We start from the raw sequence: 18,027 nt of genomic DNA, 5'->3' as shown, positions 1-18,027 counted from the left end.
CCGCGGCGTTCGGCGAGCTCGCCGCCGCCATCTAAGGCTAAGGACCGGCGCTCTTGGCTCAACGCGCCTCCCGATGAGCTAACGCAACGGCGCCCGCCCTTCTCGCGGAGCAGCAGGAGGCCGCGGTCGCGTCGAGGTTCTGCAGCCGCAGGCCGAGGGCGCCGCCGCGGCGGCAGGCGGTCTCGGTATCCAGCCGCAGCAGCAGGGCGTCGAGGACGGTGTCGTTGCCGGTCGTCCGGGCGACCTGGTTGATGGCGGTGAGTTCGTCCGGGGTCAGGGCGCGGCGGGTGCTGGGCAGGCGGCGGGGTTTGCGGACGCGGTGGGCGGGGCTGGCCGCGGGATCAATGTGGCCGTCGGCGATCGCGCGGTTGTAGTAGGCGCGGGCGGCGGCGACGAGCAGTTCACCGGCGTAGCGGCCGTGGCGGCTGTTGCGGCGGTTGCGGGCGCCGGCGACGACGGTCAGGCGCATGGCCTCGAGCTCGATGGCGGTGATCTCGTCGAGCGGCCGTCCGGCCCACACCTTCGCCATGCGCTGCCAGTAGGTGCCGTTGGCCCAGCGCGCGCCCGGTCCGGCAGCGGCGACGACCTGGGGCACATACGCGTCGATCGCCGGCCGTCGGGGCCGGGCGTCGCGCCGGTGACCTGTGGTTCTGGGACGACGTGAAGCACAAAAAGGTGTTCCCCGCGGGCGACTGGACCATCCTGGCTGGTCCGAGCTCGGCCGACGCGGACCTGAAGTCGGTGAGCCTGCGGGTGACCGGACACCGCACGGCCGGCGTCGAGGTGGTCTCGGCCCAGCCGGACGCCACCGAGTTGAGCCTGGACACCCCCGACAACCGGATCAACGCCCAACCGTCGGTCACCAAGCACGACATGACGTTCTGGGATTTTTCCGATCGGGCGCTCAAGGTGAAGTACACCTCCTCCAACCCGGCGGTCGCGACGGTCGACGCCAGCGGCTCGGTCAAGCCCGTGTCCACCGGCGCCGTTCTGATCACGGCCAAGGCCACCGCCAACGGGGAGAGCAAGTCGACCACGTTCCCGGTCGTGGTGACCTCCGGCGCACCGGACGCCACCGGCTCGGCGTTCCCGAACGCTTACACGTCGCGGGTCGACTTCGGTGACCGGGAAGTCACGCTCGACCAGGCATCCTTGGGGACAAAGCTGTCCGCAAGTGTGTTCCCGGCCAACCCGACAACGACGTACAGCTACCAGATCGCCCCGATGGACACCAACACCGCCGGAGCGAGCGTCACCTCGGCGGGAGTCCTGACCGCGACCAGGACCGGGCACGTACGGGTCACTGTCACAGCAACCAGTGCCGGCGTGCAAACGTCGGAATCCGCCCTGGTCACGATCACACCCAAGTGCCGGTTCGGCGGGGTGGGGCCACCGCTGGCCGGCGACGGCTCGCCCCGGGTGCCTACGAGTTGCAGATCGACTGGGGCAACGGCCCCGTTCACGCCATCGCCCTGACCATCAGCTGATCTCGCGTCACGCGGCCGGCCGCGAACGATCCTCCCGAAACAGCCGGGTAGCCCGAGGGTGTCAGGTACTCGGGCTACCCGGCACCCACGATCTTTGTTGTCATACCATCCCCACCGATTCCCTTTGCCGGAACAGCCCGAGTCGTTTCCGTTGGTGGCGCGGGCGGCTCGTGCCTGGTCGGAGGGGTTGAGCGAGCAGTCACGTGCGCGTCGTGAGAAGGCGGTTCGCCTGGACGAACATCGACTACAGGCCTACGCGACGTAGGAGCAGACCGTCAAGCGCGTCTTCTCGGCTGCCGCCCGGATAGTCGCGGCCCGTGGGCTCAACCACGAGATGCAGCCGATCGATCCGGCGCGCGGGATCGCCGAACTGGACCGCGCAGCGAGCGATCGCGAGGCCAAGTGGGAGAAGCTACTTCTGCTCGGCACTCCGGACGTGGTGATGGCGGCTCGAGCTTGGCACCAGTCGGTCTGGCGGCTGGAATGGTTCGTCCACGGCCTGGCCGACGACACCCTGCCCGGGGAGCGGTTCGCGTTCTTCCTCCGCCAGGACTACGGCTACCTCGTCGAGTACTCCCGGTTCCTACACGATCACATGTGCCTGCTCGATGTGTGCTCGGCAGTCATGGCATGATCCGGCATCTCCCGACAGCACTTGCGCGTGTGTGCTGATGATCATGTCGTCGTCGGCGACTGCGGCGGCGAACTGCTCGACACGTCGTGCGACTACTGCGGGCGTGGGGCGCGGCGGTCGCGGCGGCGTTCGAGCTCGTCGTCGTCGACGTAGGTGAGCATGGGCTGGCCGGGCACGCAGTGCATGACGACGACGAAGCGGCTGGTCGCGTCAGGCAGGTTATTGCGGTCCTGGTAGTGGATGACGTCGCCGCCTGGTTCGAAGAACGGCTCGCCGGCCCTGATGACCCGTTCGGGCTCCCCTTCCAGCTCGAAGAGCATCTCGCCTTCGATCATGTATCCGAACACTGGGCCAGAGTGCTTGTGCGGCGGAAGGCCCTTGCCGCCGGCCGGGATCTCGACCAGCAGGGTCATCACGTCGACGGGTTGCGGAACGGTCGACAACTGCCGCTCGTAGAGCGTGGTGAGCACGGAGGTGCTCCGATTGTCTGCGATGGTCATGTCGGTTCACCTCTCTGCTCGGTGTCCGCGGTGGTCGCCGAGCCAAACACGCACTGTCTTCGGGTGACAGCCCAGCTCCGCCGCGATCGCCGTCGTGTGCAGCTCGGCCCTGCTCAATGTGATAATCCTGGCCCGCTGGACCCAGTCGGCCGGGGCGTGCCAGGCCTCTGCCAGCTTCCTGATCTGCGCTTTCCCGACCGCGTCCACCGCAGGACGCGCATGCAAAACATTGGTATGACGGCTCGCCCCGAGCACCTCAGCCGGTCCTGTACCCCTACAGACCAACCTACCCGCGGCTTGAGGAACTTTGAGCGGCCGATGGCCGGCGTGCTGCGTCGGCACATTGGTCCGTACGTACGGCAGATGCTTATCTCCGCGCCCAGCGCGCCCGGATCAGCCTCGTCGAGCTGTCCTTCGCATGACGAGTAGTGCGCGGATTTAAGCCGCGATGCGTACCGCTGCGCGTCACCCGATGGGGTTATCGGCTACCCGTCCTCGGTCATCAAGGCCGGGCCCGGGAGATTCCGGGGCCGTTGGGGAGGTTGCGGTGGCGATGTCGGGCGTGTTCAAGCAGTGCGGGTGTCGCGACGCGGTGACTGGTCGTCGGTCGGGCGCACGGTGTACCCGGTTTTCTCGAGCGGGGGCACGGCAGCCGGCACTACCGCTGCTACGTGCGGGAACTGTCCGGCCGGGCGGTCCAGGTGCGCCGCGGCGGCTTCATCTCCCAGGCAGCCGCACAGACCGCGCGGAAGAGGCGTGGGCGGCGGGACAACGCGGCCGTCCGACCAACCGCCGCGCGGGGTTTGACCTGGCGGGATCGCGCAATGCATCGTCCGCTCATCACGAACGCGCAGGGGGACGCACCAGTGGACCGAATTGGCAGATCCCGAACCACATTCCAACAGCTCAGGGCCCTGTCATGACCGTTTTTCAGCGGTGCGCCGACGCCGCCGGCTGCTGCGGTGAAGACCGCCAGTCACCACTGTCGACGACGATGGCATCACTCTTGGGCCGTCGGCTTCGCCCGCCCACAAGCCGAGGTATTGGTCAAAGGCACGATGTCGTTCCCGCGGGCTACCGTCGCGAGCCCGCGGGAGGCAAATCCGCAGGCGGATGACCACAAAGGCCGCAGGTTATCGGTCGTTCTCGGCCTGTCATCCGGAACACGGTGCCGACTATCACGCTGCCTGCGACCGGACCGATGAGGTATGCCCATAGGTGCTCCCATTGCCGGGCAAGGAGAGCCGGGCCCAGTTGCCGGGCCGGGTTGAAGCATCCTCCGCTGGTCAACCCGCCCACGACAATGAGCACACCGACCGCGATCGCGACGACGGCGGGCGTCCAGCGCACCATGGCAGGACGGGTCAGAAACAGCATGACGGCAGTCATCAGGACAGTGATGGAGACCGCCTCCCCGATGAAGACTGAGACGTCAGACCATCCCCGGGCCGGCTGGATCACGGCGTAGTTCACGTGCGGGTGCGCGACGACGGATCCGAGAGCCGCCCGGGCCAGCAGCACGCCAGCCACCGAGCCCAGGAGTTGCGCAAGTACAAAGGCCACCGCGTCGCGGCCGGGGAGGCCGCGCACCAGCCAGAGGGTGACCGTGACGGCCGGGTTGAAGTGACCTCCTGAGCTCTGGCCGATCGGCGAGACGATGAGAAGCGCGAGCAGGGCGGCCGTGACCAGGCCGATCAGGGCCAGCCGCGCGGGCAGGCCAGGCACTCGTTGCGCGATTGCCGAGTCGGGTTCGAACAGCAGTCGGACCACGATCACTTCCACGAACAGCAGGATGGTTGTACCGATGAATTCGCTTGCCCATGCCCGGCGATGCATTCTCGTGACTTTCCCTTGGAAACTTGGGCCTAGAATGCCCAGCAAGCGAGAGTTCATGCCGATCCATACATGCCTGTACCAGCACGTGGCGCAGGGGTAGACGCGACCTGCGTGCGCTCGGTGTCTTGGCGAGGCGGCGGGTGGTCGCCACCTCGCTCGGACACCGTTGTCACGGCAACTTCGCCGGCAGGTGTAAGACGTCAACGCTGACGCTGCCGTCCAGCCACGCGGCGAGCCCTCGGCGGTGGTGCGGACCGAGTACGACGAGGCCGGCACCGGCCGAAATGGCAGTACAGACAATTGTCCGCGCGGTGTCGTCATCGACGGCGTGGCCTCTCCGGTTGCTGCGATGTCTCTCCTTGGTGGCTGTCAGCGGCCCGCAACTGCGGTGACGGGTTCGGGTTTCGAGGCGAGCACGGGCTCCCGTTGGATCAACGCGGCGACGGCGGCGAGCGCGAGCAGGATCACCGAGAGCCACAGCCCTTGGGTGATGCCGCCGGCCCGGTCCGACAGCAGTCCGGACACCAGTGGGCCGAACGCCTGGCCGAGGCTGAAGGCGACCGTGAGCAGCGCGATCCCGTGTGTCCAGCCGTGCGGTGGCAGCGCCCGGCGGGCGAGGATGGTGGCCGCGGTCGGCCCGGCCATGAACGTGCCGCCGAAGATGATCGCGGAGATGATCGCCGCGGCCATGCCGTGCCATACCAGTACGGGCAGCACACCGGCGAGGACGACGACGCTGACGAACATGGGTGCGTGCCCGCCACGCAGCCGGCCGATCACCCGGCCCCACACGGCCAGGGTGCCGACGGACGACGCGAGTCCCAGGACCACGAAGAAGATCGCTTCCGCACCGGTACCCAGGCCCTGCGCATGCAGCAGCGCGATCACGAACGTCATGTACGCCACATAGCCGGCGCCGAAGAGCAGGTACCAGACGAAGGTCGGCGCCAGCGCACGCAGACCGGTCCGGGCGGAGACGCCGGCGGGCGACGGGCGCTGCTCAGCTACCTGCCGGACGGCCCAGATCGCGGGCACGAGGGCGAGGAGAGCCAGTACGCCCATCGCCAGCCAGCCGAGTCGCCACCCGGACGATCCGAACAACGAGATTGCAGCGGGTACGGCGAGGCCGGCCACGACGACCCCGACGCCGACGCCGGCCATGTACAGCCCGACGAGTAGGGCCGACCGGTGCGGGTGGCCGCGAGTATGCACGCGGGCCGCGAGCGCGGAGCCGACGACGAACGTCACCGCGGTGGAGATGCCACCGAGGAAGCGGAAGGTGGCCAGCGCGATGTACCCGCCGGTGATCCCGGACAGCAGCAGCATCAGGGCGCTGATCGCGATGCTCCAGCCGAACGCGGCGCGGCTGCCGACCCGGCGGGCCCACCAGGCGGCCGACAGTGCACCGAGGACGTACCCGATGGCATTGGCGGTGTTCATGCCGCCGGCGGCGGCGAAGTTCCAGGACAGGTCCTCGCGCATCGCGGGCAGCAGCAAGGCGTAAGCGAACCGGGTGAAGCCGAGGGCGACGACCGGTCCAGCGGCCAGGCCGAGCGCGACCAGCGGCTCCGGCACGCCACGACCGGCGGCGCGGGCGGGTGCTGCATTCACCGACATTTGGCACTCCTTGTTTGCGGGGCTCACATGGGGTGTCAATGCCATCGTCGGCAGCGACTATCGCCGTCCTTTCTGCCATACCACCCACAGATCTGGACATGCCATGAGACCCCGAGCAACAGTTGGCGGGTGAGGTCCCATCCGGTCCTGATGGTCCTGTACGACGGCGTCAGGCTGCTCGACGTCACCGGTCCGCTCGAGGTGTTCGCCATCGCTAACGAGTACGGCGGGCCCTACCGGCTGCGCACCGCCAGTCCTGGCGGCAGCGACGTACGGGCAACCGGCGGCCTGCGGTTGGGCGCCGACGCGGCCCTGACCGACGTGACCGGCCCCATCGGCACCCTCATCGTTCCGGGTTCGCCCGACTGGTCGGCCAGCATTGCCGACCGCGAATTGCTTGCGCAGGTCAAGCGGCTGGCAGGCGCGGCCCGGCGTACCGCCTCGGTGTGCGCCGGCGCGTTTGCCCTGGCCGCCGCCGGCCTGCTGGACGGTCGGCGGGCCGCCACCCACTGGAGCCTGACGGATACCCTCGCGCGCGCGTTCCCGAGCATCGACGTCGACCCTGATGCGATCTTCGTCCGGGACGGCCGGGTGATCACATCGGCCGGCATCACCGCCGGCATCGACCTGTCGCTCGCGCTGGTCGAGGAAGACCTGGGCGGCGAGACCGCCCGGCTGGTTGCCAAGCACCTGGTCGTGTTCATGGCCCGGCCGGGCGGCCAGTCGCAGTTCTCAGTGCGCCTGCGGGCGGGCCGGCCACGCTTGGAACCGTTGCGCCGCCTACTCGACACGATCGCCGAGGACCCGGCGGGCAACCACACGCTCGCCGCGATGGCCAGCCGGGCCGGTGTGAGTCCCCGCCATCTCACCCGGCTGTTCCGCGACGAACTGAACACCACGCCGGCGGCGTACGTCGCCCGAGTCCGGGTCGAAGCCGCCAAAACGATGCTCGAGACCGGAACCGACCCACTCGACGTGGTGGCCCGCCGCACCGGCCTCGGCTCGGCGGAGACCCTGCGCCGCGCGTTCCTCGCCGAACTCGGCGTCACACCAGCGGCCTACCGAGCGCGGTTCGCCTCCACCGGCACCGGTGTGGTCCGGAATCGCGAGTGACGCCCTCCTCGACCGTCGGTCAGGTCAGGCATATCACGGCCACCAGGTCGTCAGCGCCGATCGAGCAGCTTGAGTGCATCATGCTGGGAAAGGTGCACACGAGCAGGTATGACACAGTTCACGAGCGAGTTCCGTGGTTACGATCGGGCCGAGGTCGACAAGGTCGTCCAGACGGCCAATGACGCCATCGCGTCCAGCGGGCCGAACTGACGGGTCAGGGCTCGGGCCGACGCCCAGGCGGTCAGCTTCCGGGTGGCCCTGCGCGGGTACAACCGCCGGGAGGTCGACCACTGCCTGCGGCCACTACGGACTCGCCGTCGACGCCCCGCCGACAACGCGGGTCGCTACGGCGTTTGCCGAACTCGCCAGGGCGATCCGACCTCGGAACGACGATGAGTTCGACGCGTCCATCGATCCCTAACGCAACAGCGCCACCGGAGGCCGGTCACGGTGATGACCTGCAGACGGCGGATCTCGTCGCGGCCGTGGCTGCGGTTGTGGGTGGTGTCGCCGGTCGGGACCTGGTGCCACGGAAGGGCTTTGGCCTGCCGGCGCCCGATGCGTCGGCCCGCGGCGCCGGGGTCGAGATTCTTGGCCAGCCGAAGTTGGCGCAGTTGTTCTCCTAAGAGCTCGCGGTTGGCCGCCCGGCCACAACTCTGCCGAGCTCCGCGACGGTCGGCATGTCGTCCTCCGGCATAAAGACAAGTCAAGGGACGGACCGAGTCACGAATGCGACCCGTCCACTACGGTTAGCACCGATTGCGTGGGCGCAGCTGTGAGCGCCGGTTAGCCGGCAAGCAGCTGCCCGGCTACTTGATGGTCAGGGTCACTCCGGCCGCACCCGCCGTGGCAAACAGGCAAGGCTGCCTGAAGAGGCCGGCCCATCGACGCCGGCCCCGACGCGACGGACATGGACGTGACGTTCGACCTGGACGGCCTGTACCAGCTGCGGGCCGCCCTGGCCGCGCACGCCGGCGAGATCACCGCGGACAAGGACCAGATCGACAACCCGCTGATCGTGGCCGGGGAGCTGGCCGCCAACAGCGTCCGGCACGGCGCCGGACGCGGCCGGTTACAGCTGTGGCACCGCGAGACGGTGCTGTACTGCCGGGTCAGCGACGACGGGCCGGGGATCGGCGACCTCACCCTCGGTCACACCCGGCTCGACCCGGCCCACACCGACGGCGGGCGCGGGCTCTGGCTGTGCCGGCAGCTCACCAGCGAACTGCGCATCAATCCCGGGGTCTGCAGGGCCGCGGAACCACGGTCCTTGCGGTACTGCAGGCCGAAATGCCCCCGGTGACCGGCGCCCGGCGCGTCGCCGGTCAGACGGCGGCGAGGGTCATCGCCCGGGAGCACGTCTCGCGCGCCCACGCCATGCGGCCGACCGCCAGCTCGGGGTGGTCGCCGAAGACCTCGGCGGCGCGGGCGTAGCACTCGTCCGGGCCGAGCCGGTCGAGCGTGCCGGTGGCGGTGTCGCGGATGGCGCTGTTGTCCAGGTTGGACGTCTGCGAGGCGTCGGAGACGAACAGTGCCATGCACAGCACCGGGTCGACTGTGTGCGTCGTCATGGCGGATCACCTGTTCGTTCGTGGTGGGCTGTGGGCTGGTGATTCCACGGTCTCTCGTACCGATGCGGGGGACCTCGCCGCCACCTGCATTGTCCGGCTGCCGGTTTCCGCACCCGCGGATACCGGTTGCCCCCCATGCCGGCCTCACCCGCCGCGGGCCGCGGTCCCACACGCCGGATTGCGAAACCGGACCTCGGTGCTCAGTACGCTTTGAGGTGAGTGCGATCGCGCGTGGAGGTGTCGATGGCGGACGGCGGAGCGCCGCCTGGCCGCGATCCACCTGACCGGGGCGAGATCCTGTACGACAGTGAGCGCACGCGTGTCACTCGGCAGCTGGTCGCCGGGCGCGCGGTGGTCCGTAAGGAGTCTCTGGGGCCGGACGCACGGCGGCAGGCGCGGCACGAGACGGCGATCCTGCGGCGGCTGCGTGGTGTACGCGGTGTCGCGCAGTTGGTGGAGGCGCCGCAGTGCCCGGGGTCGGTCCTCGTGGAGGATGTCGGCGGCGCCAGCCTGGCCGAGCTGGCGAAGCCGATGACGGCCGACGACCTGATCCGGCTCGCGGTGGAACTGGCCGGCGCGGTGGCCGGGATGCACCGGCGGGGCGTGATGCACCGGGACATCGCGCCGACGCACATCGTGATCTCCCGCGACGGCGCGCCCTTCCTTGTGGATTTCGCGCTGGCAACGCCGTTTGCCGAGCTTCGTCCCGGGTTCACGCACTACACCGAGAGCGTGGGGACACTGGCGTATATGGCGCCGGAGCAGACCGGGCGCACCGGCCGGTCGGTGGATCAGCGGGCCGATGTGTACGCGTTGGGCGCGACGCTGTACGAGCTGGCGACGGGTGCGCCGCCGTTCGGTCGGGGCGACCCGTTGCGGCTCACGCATGATCACTTGGCTCGGGTGCCGGTGCCGCCGATCCGGGTGAACCCGGCCGTCCCGGCGCCGTTGTCCGAGATCATCATGCATCTGCTGGAGAAGGAGCCGGACGGCCGGTACCAGACCGCGCAGGGCCTGGTCCACGACCTGCAGCGGTTGCGTGACGCCGGCCCGCGCGCCGGGGCGGTGGCGCTGCGCATCGGCGAGCGCGATGTCCCGTTGCGGCTGTTACCGCCGTCGCGGCTGGTGGGGCGCGATGCGGAAGGGGCGGCGCTGGAGGCGGCGTTCGAGGAGGCGCTCGCGGGCCGGTGTCGCGGGGTGCTGATCAGCGGGGCGCCGGGGGTGGGCAAGACCGTGCTTGTCGATCACCTACGGCCGGTGGTGACGGACCGGGACGGCTGGTTCGTGGCGGGCAAGTTCGACCAGTACCGGCGGGACCTGGAGTTCGACGCGATGCATCAGAGCTTCCGGGCGCTGGGCCGGTTGCTGCTCGCCGAGCCGGAGCACGAACTGGCCGCGGTCCGCGAGCGGATTGTGGCGGCGGCCGGCGTGAACGCGCCCCTGCTGACCGCGGTACTGCCGGAGTTCGCGGCGCTGCTGGGCGTGCCGCCCGATCCGGGGGATCCGCTGACCGCGCAGGCGCGGGTGCAGCGCGTGGCCTTCGACGTGATCCGCGCGGTCGCCTCACGACAGCGGTCCGTGGTGATGTTCGTCGATGACCTGCAGTGGGCGGGGCGGACGCCGCTGGGCTTCGTGGACCTGATGCTGACCGCGGAGCCGGTCGAGGGCCTGTTGCTGGTGGGCGCCTACCGCGAAGGCGACGCGGAGGCGGCGCAGCCGCTGGCGGCGGTGCGGTCCCGGTGGCGTGAGCAGCCGCAGGTGCGGGACCTGCGGCTGGGCAACCTGCCGGTGGCCGGCACGATCGTCATGGTCGCGGAGATGCTCCACGTGGACAAGGCCGCGGCGGCGAGCCTGGGCGAGGCGATCGGTCCGCACACGTCCGGCAACCCGTACGAGACGGTGGAGCTGCTCAACACTCTGCGCCGCGACGGTGTGCTGACGGCGGAGGCCGGCTGGCGGTGGGATGCGGCGGAGGTGCGCGCCTACCTGGGCCGGCCGGACGCTGCCGGGTTGCCGGCGGGCCGGGTCGATGCGATGCCGGCACAGTCGCGGCGGATGCTGGAGGCGATGGCGTGCCTCGGCGGGCGAGCCGACCCGAGCGTGCTGCAGACCGCCGTCGGCGAGCCGGCCGACGTGGTGGAGCAGCGGCTGGCCCCCGCCTTCGACAAGGGGCTGCTGGTGGTGGAGCCCGGGGCGCGGGAGGCGGTGCTGTTTCGCCACGACCGGATCCGCGAGACGGTCTGCGCGGCGTGAATCCGCACCGGCGGGGCGACCTGCAGTTGGCGATGGCGCGCCGGCTGGCGGCGGTGGCGGAGCTGTTCGCGGTCGCGGCGGAGCAGTACCTGCAGGTGATCGACGCGGTCGACGACCCGGCGGAGCGGCGCCGCGCGGTGGAGCTGTTTCGCCGCGCCGCCGACCAGGCGACGATGATCGGGGGAGTACTCGCGGGTGAACCGGCTGCTGGCGGCCGCGCTGCGGCTGGTCGACCCGGAGGAGACCACCGCGCTCGTCGATGTGCACACCGGCCGGCACGCCGCCCTGTACAGCCTCGGGCGGCTGGACGAGGCGGACGAGGAGTACCGCCGCACGATCGAAGGACTGTGCTCCAGCGGCGTGCACCGCGTGGCCGCGAGGGCGGTGCAGGCGCGCAGCCTGACCCATCGCAACCGCTACGTCGAGGCGATCGGGCTCGGCCTGGAGTCGCTGCGCGAGCTCGGCATTGCGGTGCCGACCGCGGACCGGCTCCCGATGGAGCTCGACCGCCAGTTCAGCTATCTGTATCAGTGGCTGGAGCACGGCGGCGCCGCGGAGGAGCGGAGCCGGCCGGAGGGGAGGCTGCGCTGCTTGCCGTGCGGGATGAAGCGCTTGTCGACCGGCGCGTCGACACGCACGACCAGCGAACCGGCGCCGTCGGCGTCGAGCAGGTCGGTCACGCCGGCCTCGAAGGGGAGATAGCCGCCGGTGTGCGACGCCGCGAGTGAGCCGTTGACCAGACCGTCGCAGCGTGGTGGACGGCGCCGAAATGCAGGATCGTGCGCTGGCCCGCCCAGGCGATCGGGCGTTCGAGGCGGCGGCGGTACCACGCCGTGCGAAGCCAGTGCGCCTCGATTCCGGAGGCCGGGTGCTCCCAGGGGAACGAAACCACGATGGTCTCCGCCCACGTTTCGCTGTCGCGCGAGAAGTCGCGATCGTGACCCCGGTATTCGCCAGGAGCGCGGCGACCGTTCCCGCATCGGAAGGCGGGTGCGGGGCCATGGCGCACATCGACGCGCAGCGGCGGCAGCGGGACGACCGGCGGCTAGATCGCCACCGTCACCGTCGTCAACACCTCGGCGAAGGCCGCCACGACGTCGACGGTGGGCTGGCCGCTCGCGAGCGGGCAGTGGGTCGTGTCGGCGTCGGGCGCGACGATTGCACATGATCGGTCGCCGCGATCGGCGAGACGTCCGTCGGCTACGGCCCGTTCGGGTGGGAGCCGCCCGGGCACGGCCGTCCCATCGACGGCGATGAAGCACGTGGAGCTGCCGGCCGTACCCGGATCCCCGTCGCGTTCGCCGACGAGGGAGGGGGAGGACGAGCTGTCCTGGAGGCAGCGGGAGATCCCGCAGTTCGGCCAGAACCTGGAACGGGCGTTCGGTGTACGCGTCGGAGCGGTGGGAGAAGTCGACGACCACGGCGTCTGCGGGGGTGTCTCGTGCTCTCCGCAGGCGTTGCCAGACGCCGGCCTCGTGCCACTCGGCCAGCCGCCGCCAGCAGGTCATCCCGGAGCCGAAACGCAACTCCTGCGGTAGGAACTCCCACGGGATCGCCGTGGACAGCACGAACAGAATCCCGCACAGCACCTGCCGGTCCGGCACCCGTTTCCGCCCGGGGTTGCGGAACCGGCGCGGGTGCTGGGGTAGCAGCGGTTCGATCCGCTCCCACAATCCGTCCGGCACCGCCCATGGTGGCTGTCCGCCCTTCCGCATAGTCGACACATCGATCACTGTCCACAAAGGACGGAAGTCCCTAGATCATTCTATGAGGACTTGTTAGCCACAACGCCTCGTCCCGGCCACGCGGTCCTCCACCCGCCCACAACTGCTCCTGGTAGAGCCGCAGCCAGACGAACGCGTCCGGTGAGGCCGGCAGATGCTGCAGCGCTTGACTGCCCCTGCGGATCACCCCGACAAGCTGATCGCCTGGTTTGACCAAGCCCTGGCTCGCTGTCAGGAGTTTCTCTGCCCGCGCGGCCGTCGAGACCCAGAACGCCAGCAACGCGCGGTCCCGGCGGTACTTCAAGTCGGCGAAGATCGTGTTGAACTGCTCGTCCGGAATCCGCTTCGGAAGCTGTTGCGTAACCCTGGGCCGATACCGGCCCTTCCGCTCGCGCCGGAACGGCTCGAGCGGGTTGTGATGCTCGTTCGTCCGCCGGCCACGCCTGAGCCGGTCCAACGGAAACAGATTCATCAGCGGGCCGTGGCCAGCCATCAGGTGCAAGTCGTAGAACGCCCCGCAGCACCGTCTCGGCATGCGCTCTGGTCGCCGGCGGATACCTGCCGCCGGAACCGGAGCGGCTCTTCACACCACTGCCCGCAGACAACGTCCCCCGCCCTCGATGCCGCCAATGCACGCGGACCGGCCTGCCCGCCAACTGCATCCACCGTGCGAAATCGCGAGCCTCCGACGATGTCGCGCGGTCCCGACCCACCGCGACCGCTGCCAGAAACCGCCACCACCGCAGCAGACGTTGCCGTATGACCGGATCGTCGACCGCGATCGGCCCGACGCCTGCAGTTCGGCGAAGAACAATGCCGCCGGCTCGACCGACAGCCCGTCGCGGTCGAACAAACAGTATGGCTCGCACTCGTTGTTGGTCTCCATCAAGCGGCCGACGTCCGGCACCACGAGTAGCGACAGATCCCGACGATCTTCCACGTCCTGCATGGCGGAGGAAGCTAACAGAACTAGCGCTGACCTGCAAAAACTCTAGATCTGGTTCAATTAATAGCTACCAGCCGGCCATGTCCGCGGCGATGAAGGCGACCGTCGCGGCGCGGGCCTGGTGACGGCGCAACGTCTCGGCAAGGGGGAGGTCGAGGTAGAAGACGTGGCTCGGTCCCGGGTGCTCGGCGATGAGCTGGCGCAGCACGGCCGCGTAGTGCTCGGCGTGGAGGATGCCCTCGAGCACGACGTGGTAGCCGAGCCGCAGCGCACTGCGCACGGTGTCGGCGATGAACTGCGGCGCGACCGGATCGAAGCCGGGGTGCTCGTGCTCGCGGAGCACGATGCAACGGTGCTGGTCCTGCTCGATCTTACCGACCGCCTTTGGTGTTGAGTTGGCTCTGAGCTGGATAGAAACGTCGCGAACATGTTCGCGACGTGGGGCCGTTGCATGTCGACGCAGACGTCAACTTGATCACCACCGAGCTCCGATCATGCCTTCCTGGATACAGGAGGCACAGCAGGAAGTCGGACAGTAGTGGCCGGATGGAAGCAAGAAGCCTTCGGGTTCGTGGTCCCAAGCGATCTCCAAGTGGTCGAGAAGCCCGGCTTATCTGGCCTCAGTCGTGACCGGAGCTGGCAACCGGCACGTCGGGTCTCGACCGGCTTCGCGGTGATCATCGCGGCGTCCGCTTCCTGCATGGCCGGGGCATCGGATGGCGATTGCGATAGCGCTGCTCGCAGCGGAAGCCCAAAGTGTCGATCGCCCCGACTTTCGTCAGGGGCGATCGTCACTTCAGAAGCAACCTGACTAGAGGCTGCGCCGCCTGACTCGCCAGACCACCAGGGCGACAAGCAAGAGGGCCGCGCCGACATAGAGCCCGGACTCGATCCACTGAAAATGCCAGAACCTGTCGCCGGGTTGGTAGCTCACCGCGCGATGGATCCCTTGCTGCTGGAAGTAGGCCGGGATGCTGACCCCGGCGTTGGCGGCATCGCCGGACAGCTTGTCCAGCGTGGCTGTGCTGAGTTTGTGGCCCGACGAGTCGATGAAGGCCGTATCGAGCACCCAGTCGCCGGCGTTGCCGGTGCCTCTGGTCTCGCCTGGCCCTTTGTCCTGGATCGTCTGAAGGACAGTCATGGCCGAGGCGAACTTCGGGCGGGCCAAGCTGGCTACGGCAATCCGCGCCGTCACGAACGCCGCCGCGGCCACGGCCAACCCGGCGAGGCTGCGCCGCAGCAACACCCCGGCCACGGTGGCCACGGCGAAGGCGAACAGGGCATAGGCGACCGGCGCCACGCCTTCGACCTCGTACCCGACCTGGCCCAGCCTTCCACCGAACGTGTCCACGGGCGCCCGATACCAAGTGACCATGGCGGAAAACGCCAGGGTGAGCAGCACGGTCAGCCCAGCCAGCACCGTGACTTTCACGGCCAGCCACCGCAGCCGCGGCACTGCCTGCGTCCACGCCAGTTGCCAGGTGCCCGCCTCGAACTCGCGGCCGAGCAGGGGCGCGCCCAGGAACGCACCGATCACGAACGGCATCAGCGTGGCCAGGAAGGAAATCGGTTCGGGGTGACCGTAACCGTCGCTGAGCTTGCTCAGGGCCTGCGCGCAGCTGTCCCCGCTGGTGACGTCGGAGTTGGCGCAGGCCGCCGTGCCGTCGGGGAACAGCCCGCGTATGGAGAGCCCCTGCATCAGCAGGATCAGCCCAGCAACAGCCACAATCCCCGCCAGGACAAGCATTTCGGCGCGGTGTTGCCGCCAGGTCATCCAGATCATTACGCGGCCACCTTCGTCCGGTCCATCGCCACGCCACCACGCAGGTACGCCAGGACGACGTCTTCCAGCCCAGCCGGCTGTTCCTGCCATCCCTCGATCGCGGCGCCGTCGCGCACGAGCAGCGAGGTGTGCCGGTCGCTATGAGTGGCTTCGATGACCGCGCCCAACATCGGATCGTGCACATCGGAGCGTGGTCCCGTGAGGATCTTGTGCCTTTCGAGCAGTGTTTCGATGTCATCGTCGATGGCTATGCGGCCGTTGTTGAGCACCACCAGGTAGTCGCAGACCCGTTCCAGCTCGTGTACGACATGGGAGGAGAACAGGACGGTGATCCCGTCCTGTGCCACCGCGCCCATCAGGGTCTGCAGGAATTCACGCCGCGCCACGGGGTCCAAACTGGATAGTGGCTCGTCCAGCACCAGCAGGTCTGGGCGCTTGGCCAGGGCCAGCGCCAGGGCGACCTGTGACTGCTGTCCGCCGGAGAGCGCGCCCGCCTTGCGGTTGAGCGGGATATCAAGCGAGGCAAGCCGCTTTTCTGCCAGCGGGCGGTCGAACCGGATGTTGAGGCTGGCACCGAAGTGCAAGAGATCGGCGACGGTGAAACTCCGGTAGAGTGGGTGCTCCTGGGCCAGAAAACCGATGCGCGCCAACGCTTGTGGCGTGTTGGTGGTGGGCGAGGAGCCGAATACCTCGATCGAGCCAGAGGTCGGCGAGAGTAGGCCAACGGTCAGCCGCAACAGCGTGGTCTTGCCGGCGCCGTTCGGGCCGACCAGAGCGATCACCCGCCCAGCCGGTAGCGCCAGGTCGCACTCGCGCAACGCCCATGTCGAGCGGTAGCGCTTGCAGAGGCCGCTGGCGGAAAGGGCATCTGTCATGAGACGGCCTCGATCCTGGTTTCTTGATGGATGGTGGTGAACAGGGCGGTGACCGCGTGCTCGTCAAGGCCTGCCGCGTAGGCACGCCTGAGCCACGCCTCCATGTCCTGGCGCAGCGAGGTGTAGTCCTCCGCCGGGATCGCCGCGGACGCCACGTCATTGACGAAGGTGCCCTGCCCCGGGCGGCCCGTCACCAGGCCTTCCTGCTCCAGCTGGCGGTAGGCCTTGGCGACGGTGTTGGGGTTGATGGCCAGGGTCTCGACTGCCTCACGGATCAGCGGCAGCCGGTCACCAGGCCGCAGATACCCCATAAGGACCGCCTGCCGCACCTGGTGCACCAGTTGCCGGTACGGCGGCACCCCCGACCTGCTGTCGAGCCTGAACACGAACAAGACGGCCCGCCTTCCGCTCCTTTACTATCTCCCTAGTAAAGGGGTAAAGCTCGGGAGCTGTCAAGTACGGCGCTGGGGTCCGTTGCATTGAGCGTTGCCCTGGTCAGGCAGGCTTGAACGGTGAAGCTCTCGGACCGTCGGCGTCCGTCCCCGCCGCCGCGGTCGGCGTTCGCCGGGTTCCGGTTTCCACCCGACGTCATCATGGTTGCCGTCGGGCTCTACCTGCGGTACAACCTCTCCTACCGCGACGTCGAAGAACTCCTCATTGAACGTGGTGCCGAGGCCGACCACGTCACCGTCTTCCGCCGGGCCCAACGCTTCACCCCGCTGCTGGCCGACGCGGCCCGGTTCAGCCGGCACGCACCCGGGTGACAGGTGGTTCACGGACGAGACCTATGTGAAGGTCAACGGTGTCTGGCGGTATGTGTACCGGGCCGTCGACCAGCACGGCCAGGTCATCGACGGGCGCCGTTGCGTTGTGGGATCGGCGGACGCGTTGAACCCGCGTCGGGTCCGCGGTCAGATCGCGTGGGCGAGTTCGATGAACGCAGCGGCGACTCGCGTAGCCGGCGGGGCGTCGCCGGCGAGTTCGTAGTGGCCGGGTCGAAGGTTCTGCATGAAGGCGTGTCCGGCGATGATCACCTGCGCTGTGTTGTCCGTACGCAGCCCGCGCATCGGTCTCAACCGGTACTTCAGTCGACTGTGATCAGCCTCGATCGGATTATTGGCGTACCGCTCGACGTGGTGCCACGCCGACGGGATCAGCTCGTCTAGGACGCCGGGGTAGACCGCGGCGGCGTCGGTGATCACCTCGGTGGGCGTCACCTTCAATACCGACAGCGCTCGGCGGAAAAACCTTCGCGCCGCGTCGGTGTCCCGGCGCGCCGACACGAGCACGTCGATGACCTGCCCGTACTGATCGACCGCCCGGTACACGTACCACCAGACCCCGTTGAGCTTGATGTACGTCTCATCGACGAACCATGTGTCGCCCGGTGAATGGCGGCAGAACCGGGCCGCGTCGGCCAGCAAAGGGGTGAATCGCTGCACCCACCGGTAGACCGTCACGTGATCGACCTCCACGCCGCGTTCGACCAGCAGTTCCTCAACGTCTCGATAGGACAGGTTGAACCGCAGATACCAGCGCACGGCGACGACGATGACATCCGGCGGAAACCGAAACCCGGCGAACGCCGACTTCGGAGGCAGCCACGGATCAGGTCGGGTCGGCGACTTCACTGCTCAAGTCTGCCTCGATCCTGCCAACGCTCAATGCAACGGTGCCCGCTGGCACAG

22 protein-coding genes and 2 pseudogenes are annotated in these 18,027 nt (G+C 68.8%); 8 read left to right on the top strand and 16 right to left on the bottom strand.

All coding sequences use genetic code 11. The features are described from left to right. Window positions 1–58: 58 nt before the first annotated feature. Window positions 59–595 carry a hypothetical protein gene (locus AB0B76_RS52915; RefSeq protein WP_360392069.1) on the bottom strand — a complete coding sequence of 179 codons (537 nt, stop codon included), beginning with the start codon at window positions 593–595 and terminating at the stop codon, window positions 59–61. A gap of 65 nt (window positions 596–660) precedes the next feature. Here AB0B76_RS52915 and AB0B76_RS52910 point away from each other — a divergent pair, with 65 nt between their 5' ends. Then, window positions 661–1,476, top strand: a complete 816-nt coding sequence (locus AB0B76_RS52910; RefSeq protein WP_360392067.1) for an Ig-like domain-containing protein — start codon at window positions 661–663, stop codon at window positions 1,474–1,476. A 345-nt stretch (window positions 1,477–1,821) separates the two neighbouring features. After that, the gene (locus AB0B76_RS52905) at window positions 1,822–2,121 is read left to right on the top strand and encodes a hypothetical protein (protein WP_360392064.1); all 300 of its coding nucleotides are present in this window, start codon (window positions 1,822–1,824) and stop codon (window positions 2,119–2,121) included. Window positions 2,122–2,213: 92 nt separating this feature from the next. On the opposite strand, the gene AB0B76_RS52900 is transcribed toward AB0B76_RS52905, so the two are convergent. From AB0B76_RS52900 to AB0B76_RS52880, 5 genes are all read right to left on the bottom strand, one after another. Beyond that, window positions 2,214–2,591, bottom strand: a complete 378-nt coding sequence (locus AB0B76_RS52900) for a cupin domain-containing protein (protein ID WP_360392061.1) — start codon at window positions 2,589–2,591, stop codon at window positions 2,214–2,216. Between the two features lie 36 nt (window positions 2,592–2,627). Then, entirely contained in the window at window positions 2,628–2,828 is a 201-nt protein-coding gene (locus AB0B76_RS52895; protein WP_360392081.1) for a helix-turn-helix domain-containing protein, read from the bottom strand. 867 nt (window positions 2,829–3,695) lie between these two features. Next, window positions 3,696–4,457 carry an aquaporin gene (locus AB0B76_RS52890; RefSeq protein ID WP_360392059.1) on the bottom strand — a complete coding sequence of 254 codons (762 nt, stop codon included), beginning with the start codon at window positions 4,455–4,457 and terminating at the stop codon, window positions 3,696–3,698. A 169-nt stretch (window positions 4,458–4,626) separates the two neighbouring features. After that, window positions 4,627–4,935, bottom strand: a complete 309-nt coding sequence (locus AB0B76_RS52885; protein WP_360392056.1) for a universal stress protein — start codon at window positions 4,933–4,935, stop codon at window positions 4,627–4,629. Continuing rightward, complete coding sequence (locus AB0B76_RS52880; protein WP_360392054.1) at window positions 4,827–6,074, bottom strand: YbfB/YjiJ family MFS transporter; 1,248 nt, start codon at window positions 6,072–6,074, stop codon at window positions 4,827–4,829. The genes AB0B76_RS52885 and AB0B76_RS52880 overlap by 109 nt, the downstream gene beginning before the upstream one ends. A gap of 150 nt (window positions 6,075–6,224) precedes the next feature. Between AB0B76_RS52880 and AB0B76_RS52875 the strand changes: the two genes are divergently transcribed. From AB0B76_RS52875 to AB0B76_RS52865, 3 genes are all read left to right on the top strand, one after another. After that, window positions 6,225–7,187, top strand: coding sequence for a DJ-1/PfpI family protein (locus tag AB0B76_RS52875; protein WP_360392052.1), 963 nt, complete (start codon window positions 6,225–6,227; stop codon window positions 7,185–7,187). A gap of 108 nt (window positions 7,188–7,295) precedes the next feature. Then, window positions 7,296–7,397, top strand: coding sequence for a DivIVA domain-containing protein (locus AB0B76_RS52870; protein ID WP_360392050.1), 102 nt, complete (start codon window positions 7,296–7,298; stop codon window positions 7,395–7,397). Window positions 7,398–8,103: 706 nt separating this feature from the next. Next, window positions 8,104–8,490, top strand: coding sequence for an ATP-binding protein (locus AB0B76_RS52865; RefSeq protein WP_360392047.1), 387 nt, complete (start codon window positions 8,104–8,106; stop codon window positions 8,488–8,490). 22 nt (window positions 8,491–8,512) lie between these two features. Here the strand turns inward: AB0B76_RS52865 and AB0B76_RS52860 are convergent, their stop codons facing one another. Further along, on the bottom strand, window positions 8,513–8,758 hold the full coding sequence (locus tag AB0B76_RS52860; protein WP_360392045.1) for a hypothetical protein: 246 nt from the start codon (window positions 8,756–8,758) through the stop codon (window positions 8,513–8,515). Between the two features lie 243 nt (window positions 8,759–9,001). On the opposite strand from AB0B76_RS52860, the gene AB0B76_RS52855 reads away from it, so the two are divergent. Both AB0B76_RS52855 and AB0B76_RS52850 read left to right on the top strand, forming a co-directional pair. Beyond that, window positions 9,002–11,011: an AAA family ATPase gene (locus AB0B76_RS52855; RefSeq protein ID WP_360392042.1), complete on the top strand. Its 2,010-nt coding sequence runs from the start codon at window positions 9,002–9,004 to the stop codon at window positions 11,009–11,011. Window positions 11,012–11,206: 195 nt separating this feature from the next. Then, entirely contained in the window at window positions 11,207–11,713 is a 507-nt protein-coding gene (locus AB0B76_RS52850; RefSeq protein WP_360392039.1) for a hypothetical protein, read from the top strand. 343 nt (window positions 11,714–12,056) lie between these two features. On the opposite strand, the gene AB0B76_RS52845 is transcribed toward AB0B76_RS52850, so the two are convergent. From AB0B76_RS52845 to AB0B76_RS52810, 8 genes and pseudogenes are all read right to left on the bottom strand, one after another. Next, window positions 12,057–12,245 (bottom strand): hypothetical protein, encoded by a 189-nt coding sequence (locus tag AB0B76_RS52845; protein WP_360392084.1) that lies wholly within the window; start codon window positions 12,243–12,245, stop codon window positions 12,057–12,059. Between the two features lie 217 nt (window positions 12,246–12,462). Then, window positions 12,463–12,726, bottom strand: a pseudogene (locus AB0B76_RS52840) (transposase); the annotation flags it as partial. Between the two features lie 40 nt (window positions 12,727–12,766). Then, window positions 12,767–13,207 (bottom strand): hypothetical protein, encoded by a 441-nt coding sequence (locus AB0B76_RS52835; protein WP_360392037.1) that lies wholly within the window; start codon window positions 13,205–13,207, stop codon window positions 12,767–12,769. 111 nt (window positions 13,208–13,318) lie between these two features. Next, on the bottom strand, window positions 13,319–13,684 hold the full coding sequence (locus AB0B76_RS52830) for a hypothetical protein (RefSeq protein ID WP_360392034.1): 366 nt from the start codon (window positions 13,682–13,684) through the stop codon (window positions 13,319–13,321). 64 nt (window positions 13,685–13,748) lie between these two features. Further along, window positions 13,749–14,024, bottom strand: a complete 276-nt coding sequence (locus AB0B76_RS52825) for a hypothetical protein (protein ID WP_360392031.1) — start codon at window positions 14,022–14,024, stop codon at window positions 13,749–13,751. 468 nt (window positions 14,025–14,492) lie between these two features. Further along, complete coding sequence (locus AB0B76_RS52820) at window positions 14,493–15,464, bottom strand: transporter (RefSeq protein ID WP_360392029.1); 972 nt, start codon at window positions 15,462–15,464, stop codon at window positions 14,493–14,495. Further along, window positions 15,464–16,339, bottom strand: coding sequence for an ABC transporter ATP-binding protein (locus tag AB0B76_RS52815; protein WP_360392026.1), 876 nt, complete (start codon window positions 16,337–16,339; stop codon window positions 15,464–15,466). Before AB0B76_RS52815 ends, AB0B76_RS52820 begins: the two co-directional genes overlap by 1 nt. Continuing rightward, window positions 16,336–16,731: a GntR family transcriptional regulator gene (locus AB0B76_RS52810; RefSeq protein ID WP_360392023.1), complete on the bottom strand. Its 396-nt coding sequence runs from the start codon at window positions 16,729–16,731 to the stop codon at window positions 16,336–16,338. Before AB0B76_RS52810 ends, AB0B76_RS52815 begins: the two co-directional genes overlap by 4 nt. Before the next feature lie 201 nt (window positions 16,732–16,932). Between AB0B76_RS52810 and AB0B76_RS52805 the strand changes: the two are divergent. Beyond that, window positions 16,933–17,239: pseudogene (locus AB0B76_RS52805) on the top strand (DDE-type integrase/transposase/recombinase); the annotation flags it as partial. Window positions 17,240–17,250: 11 nt separating this feature from the next. Here the strand turns inward: AB0B76_RS52805 and AB0B76_RS52800 are convergent. Then, a complete protein-coding gene (locus AB0B76_RS52800; RefSeq protein WP_360392078.1) occupies window positions 17,251–17,940 on the bottom strand; it encodes an IS6 family transposase in 690 nt (229 codons plus the stop codon). Between the last annotated feature and the right edge of the window lie 87 nt (window positions 17,941–18,027).

Source organism: Dactylosporangium sp. NPDC049140 (assembly GCF_040648435.1).
Note: the sequence above shows the minus strand (reverse complement) of the source record. Positions and strands in the feature narration are given on the sequence as shown.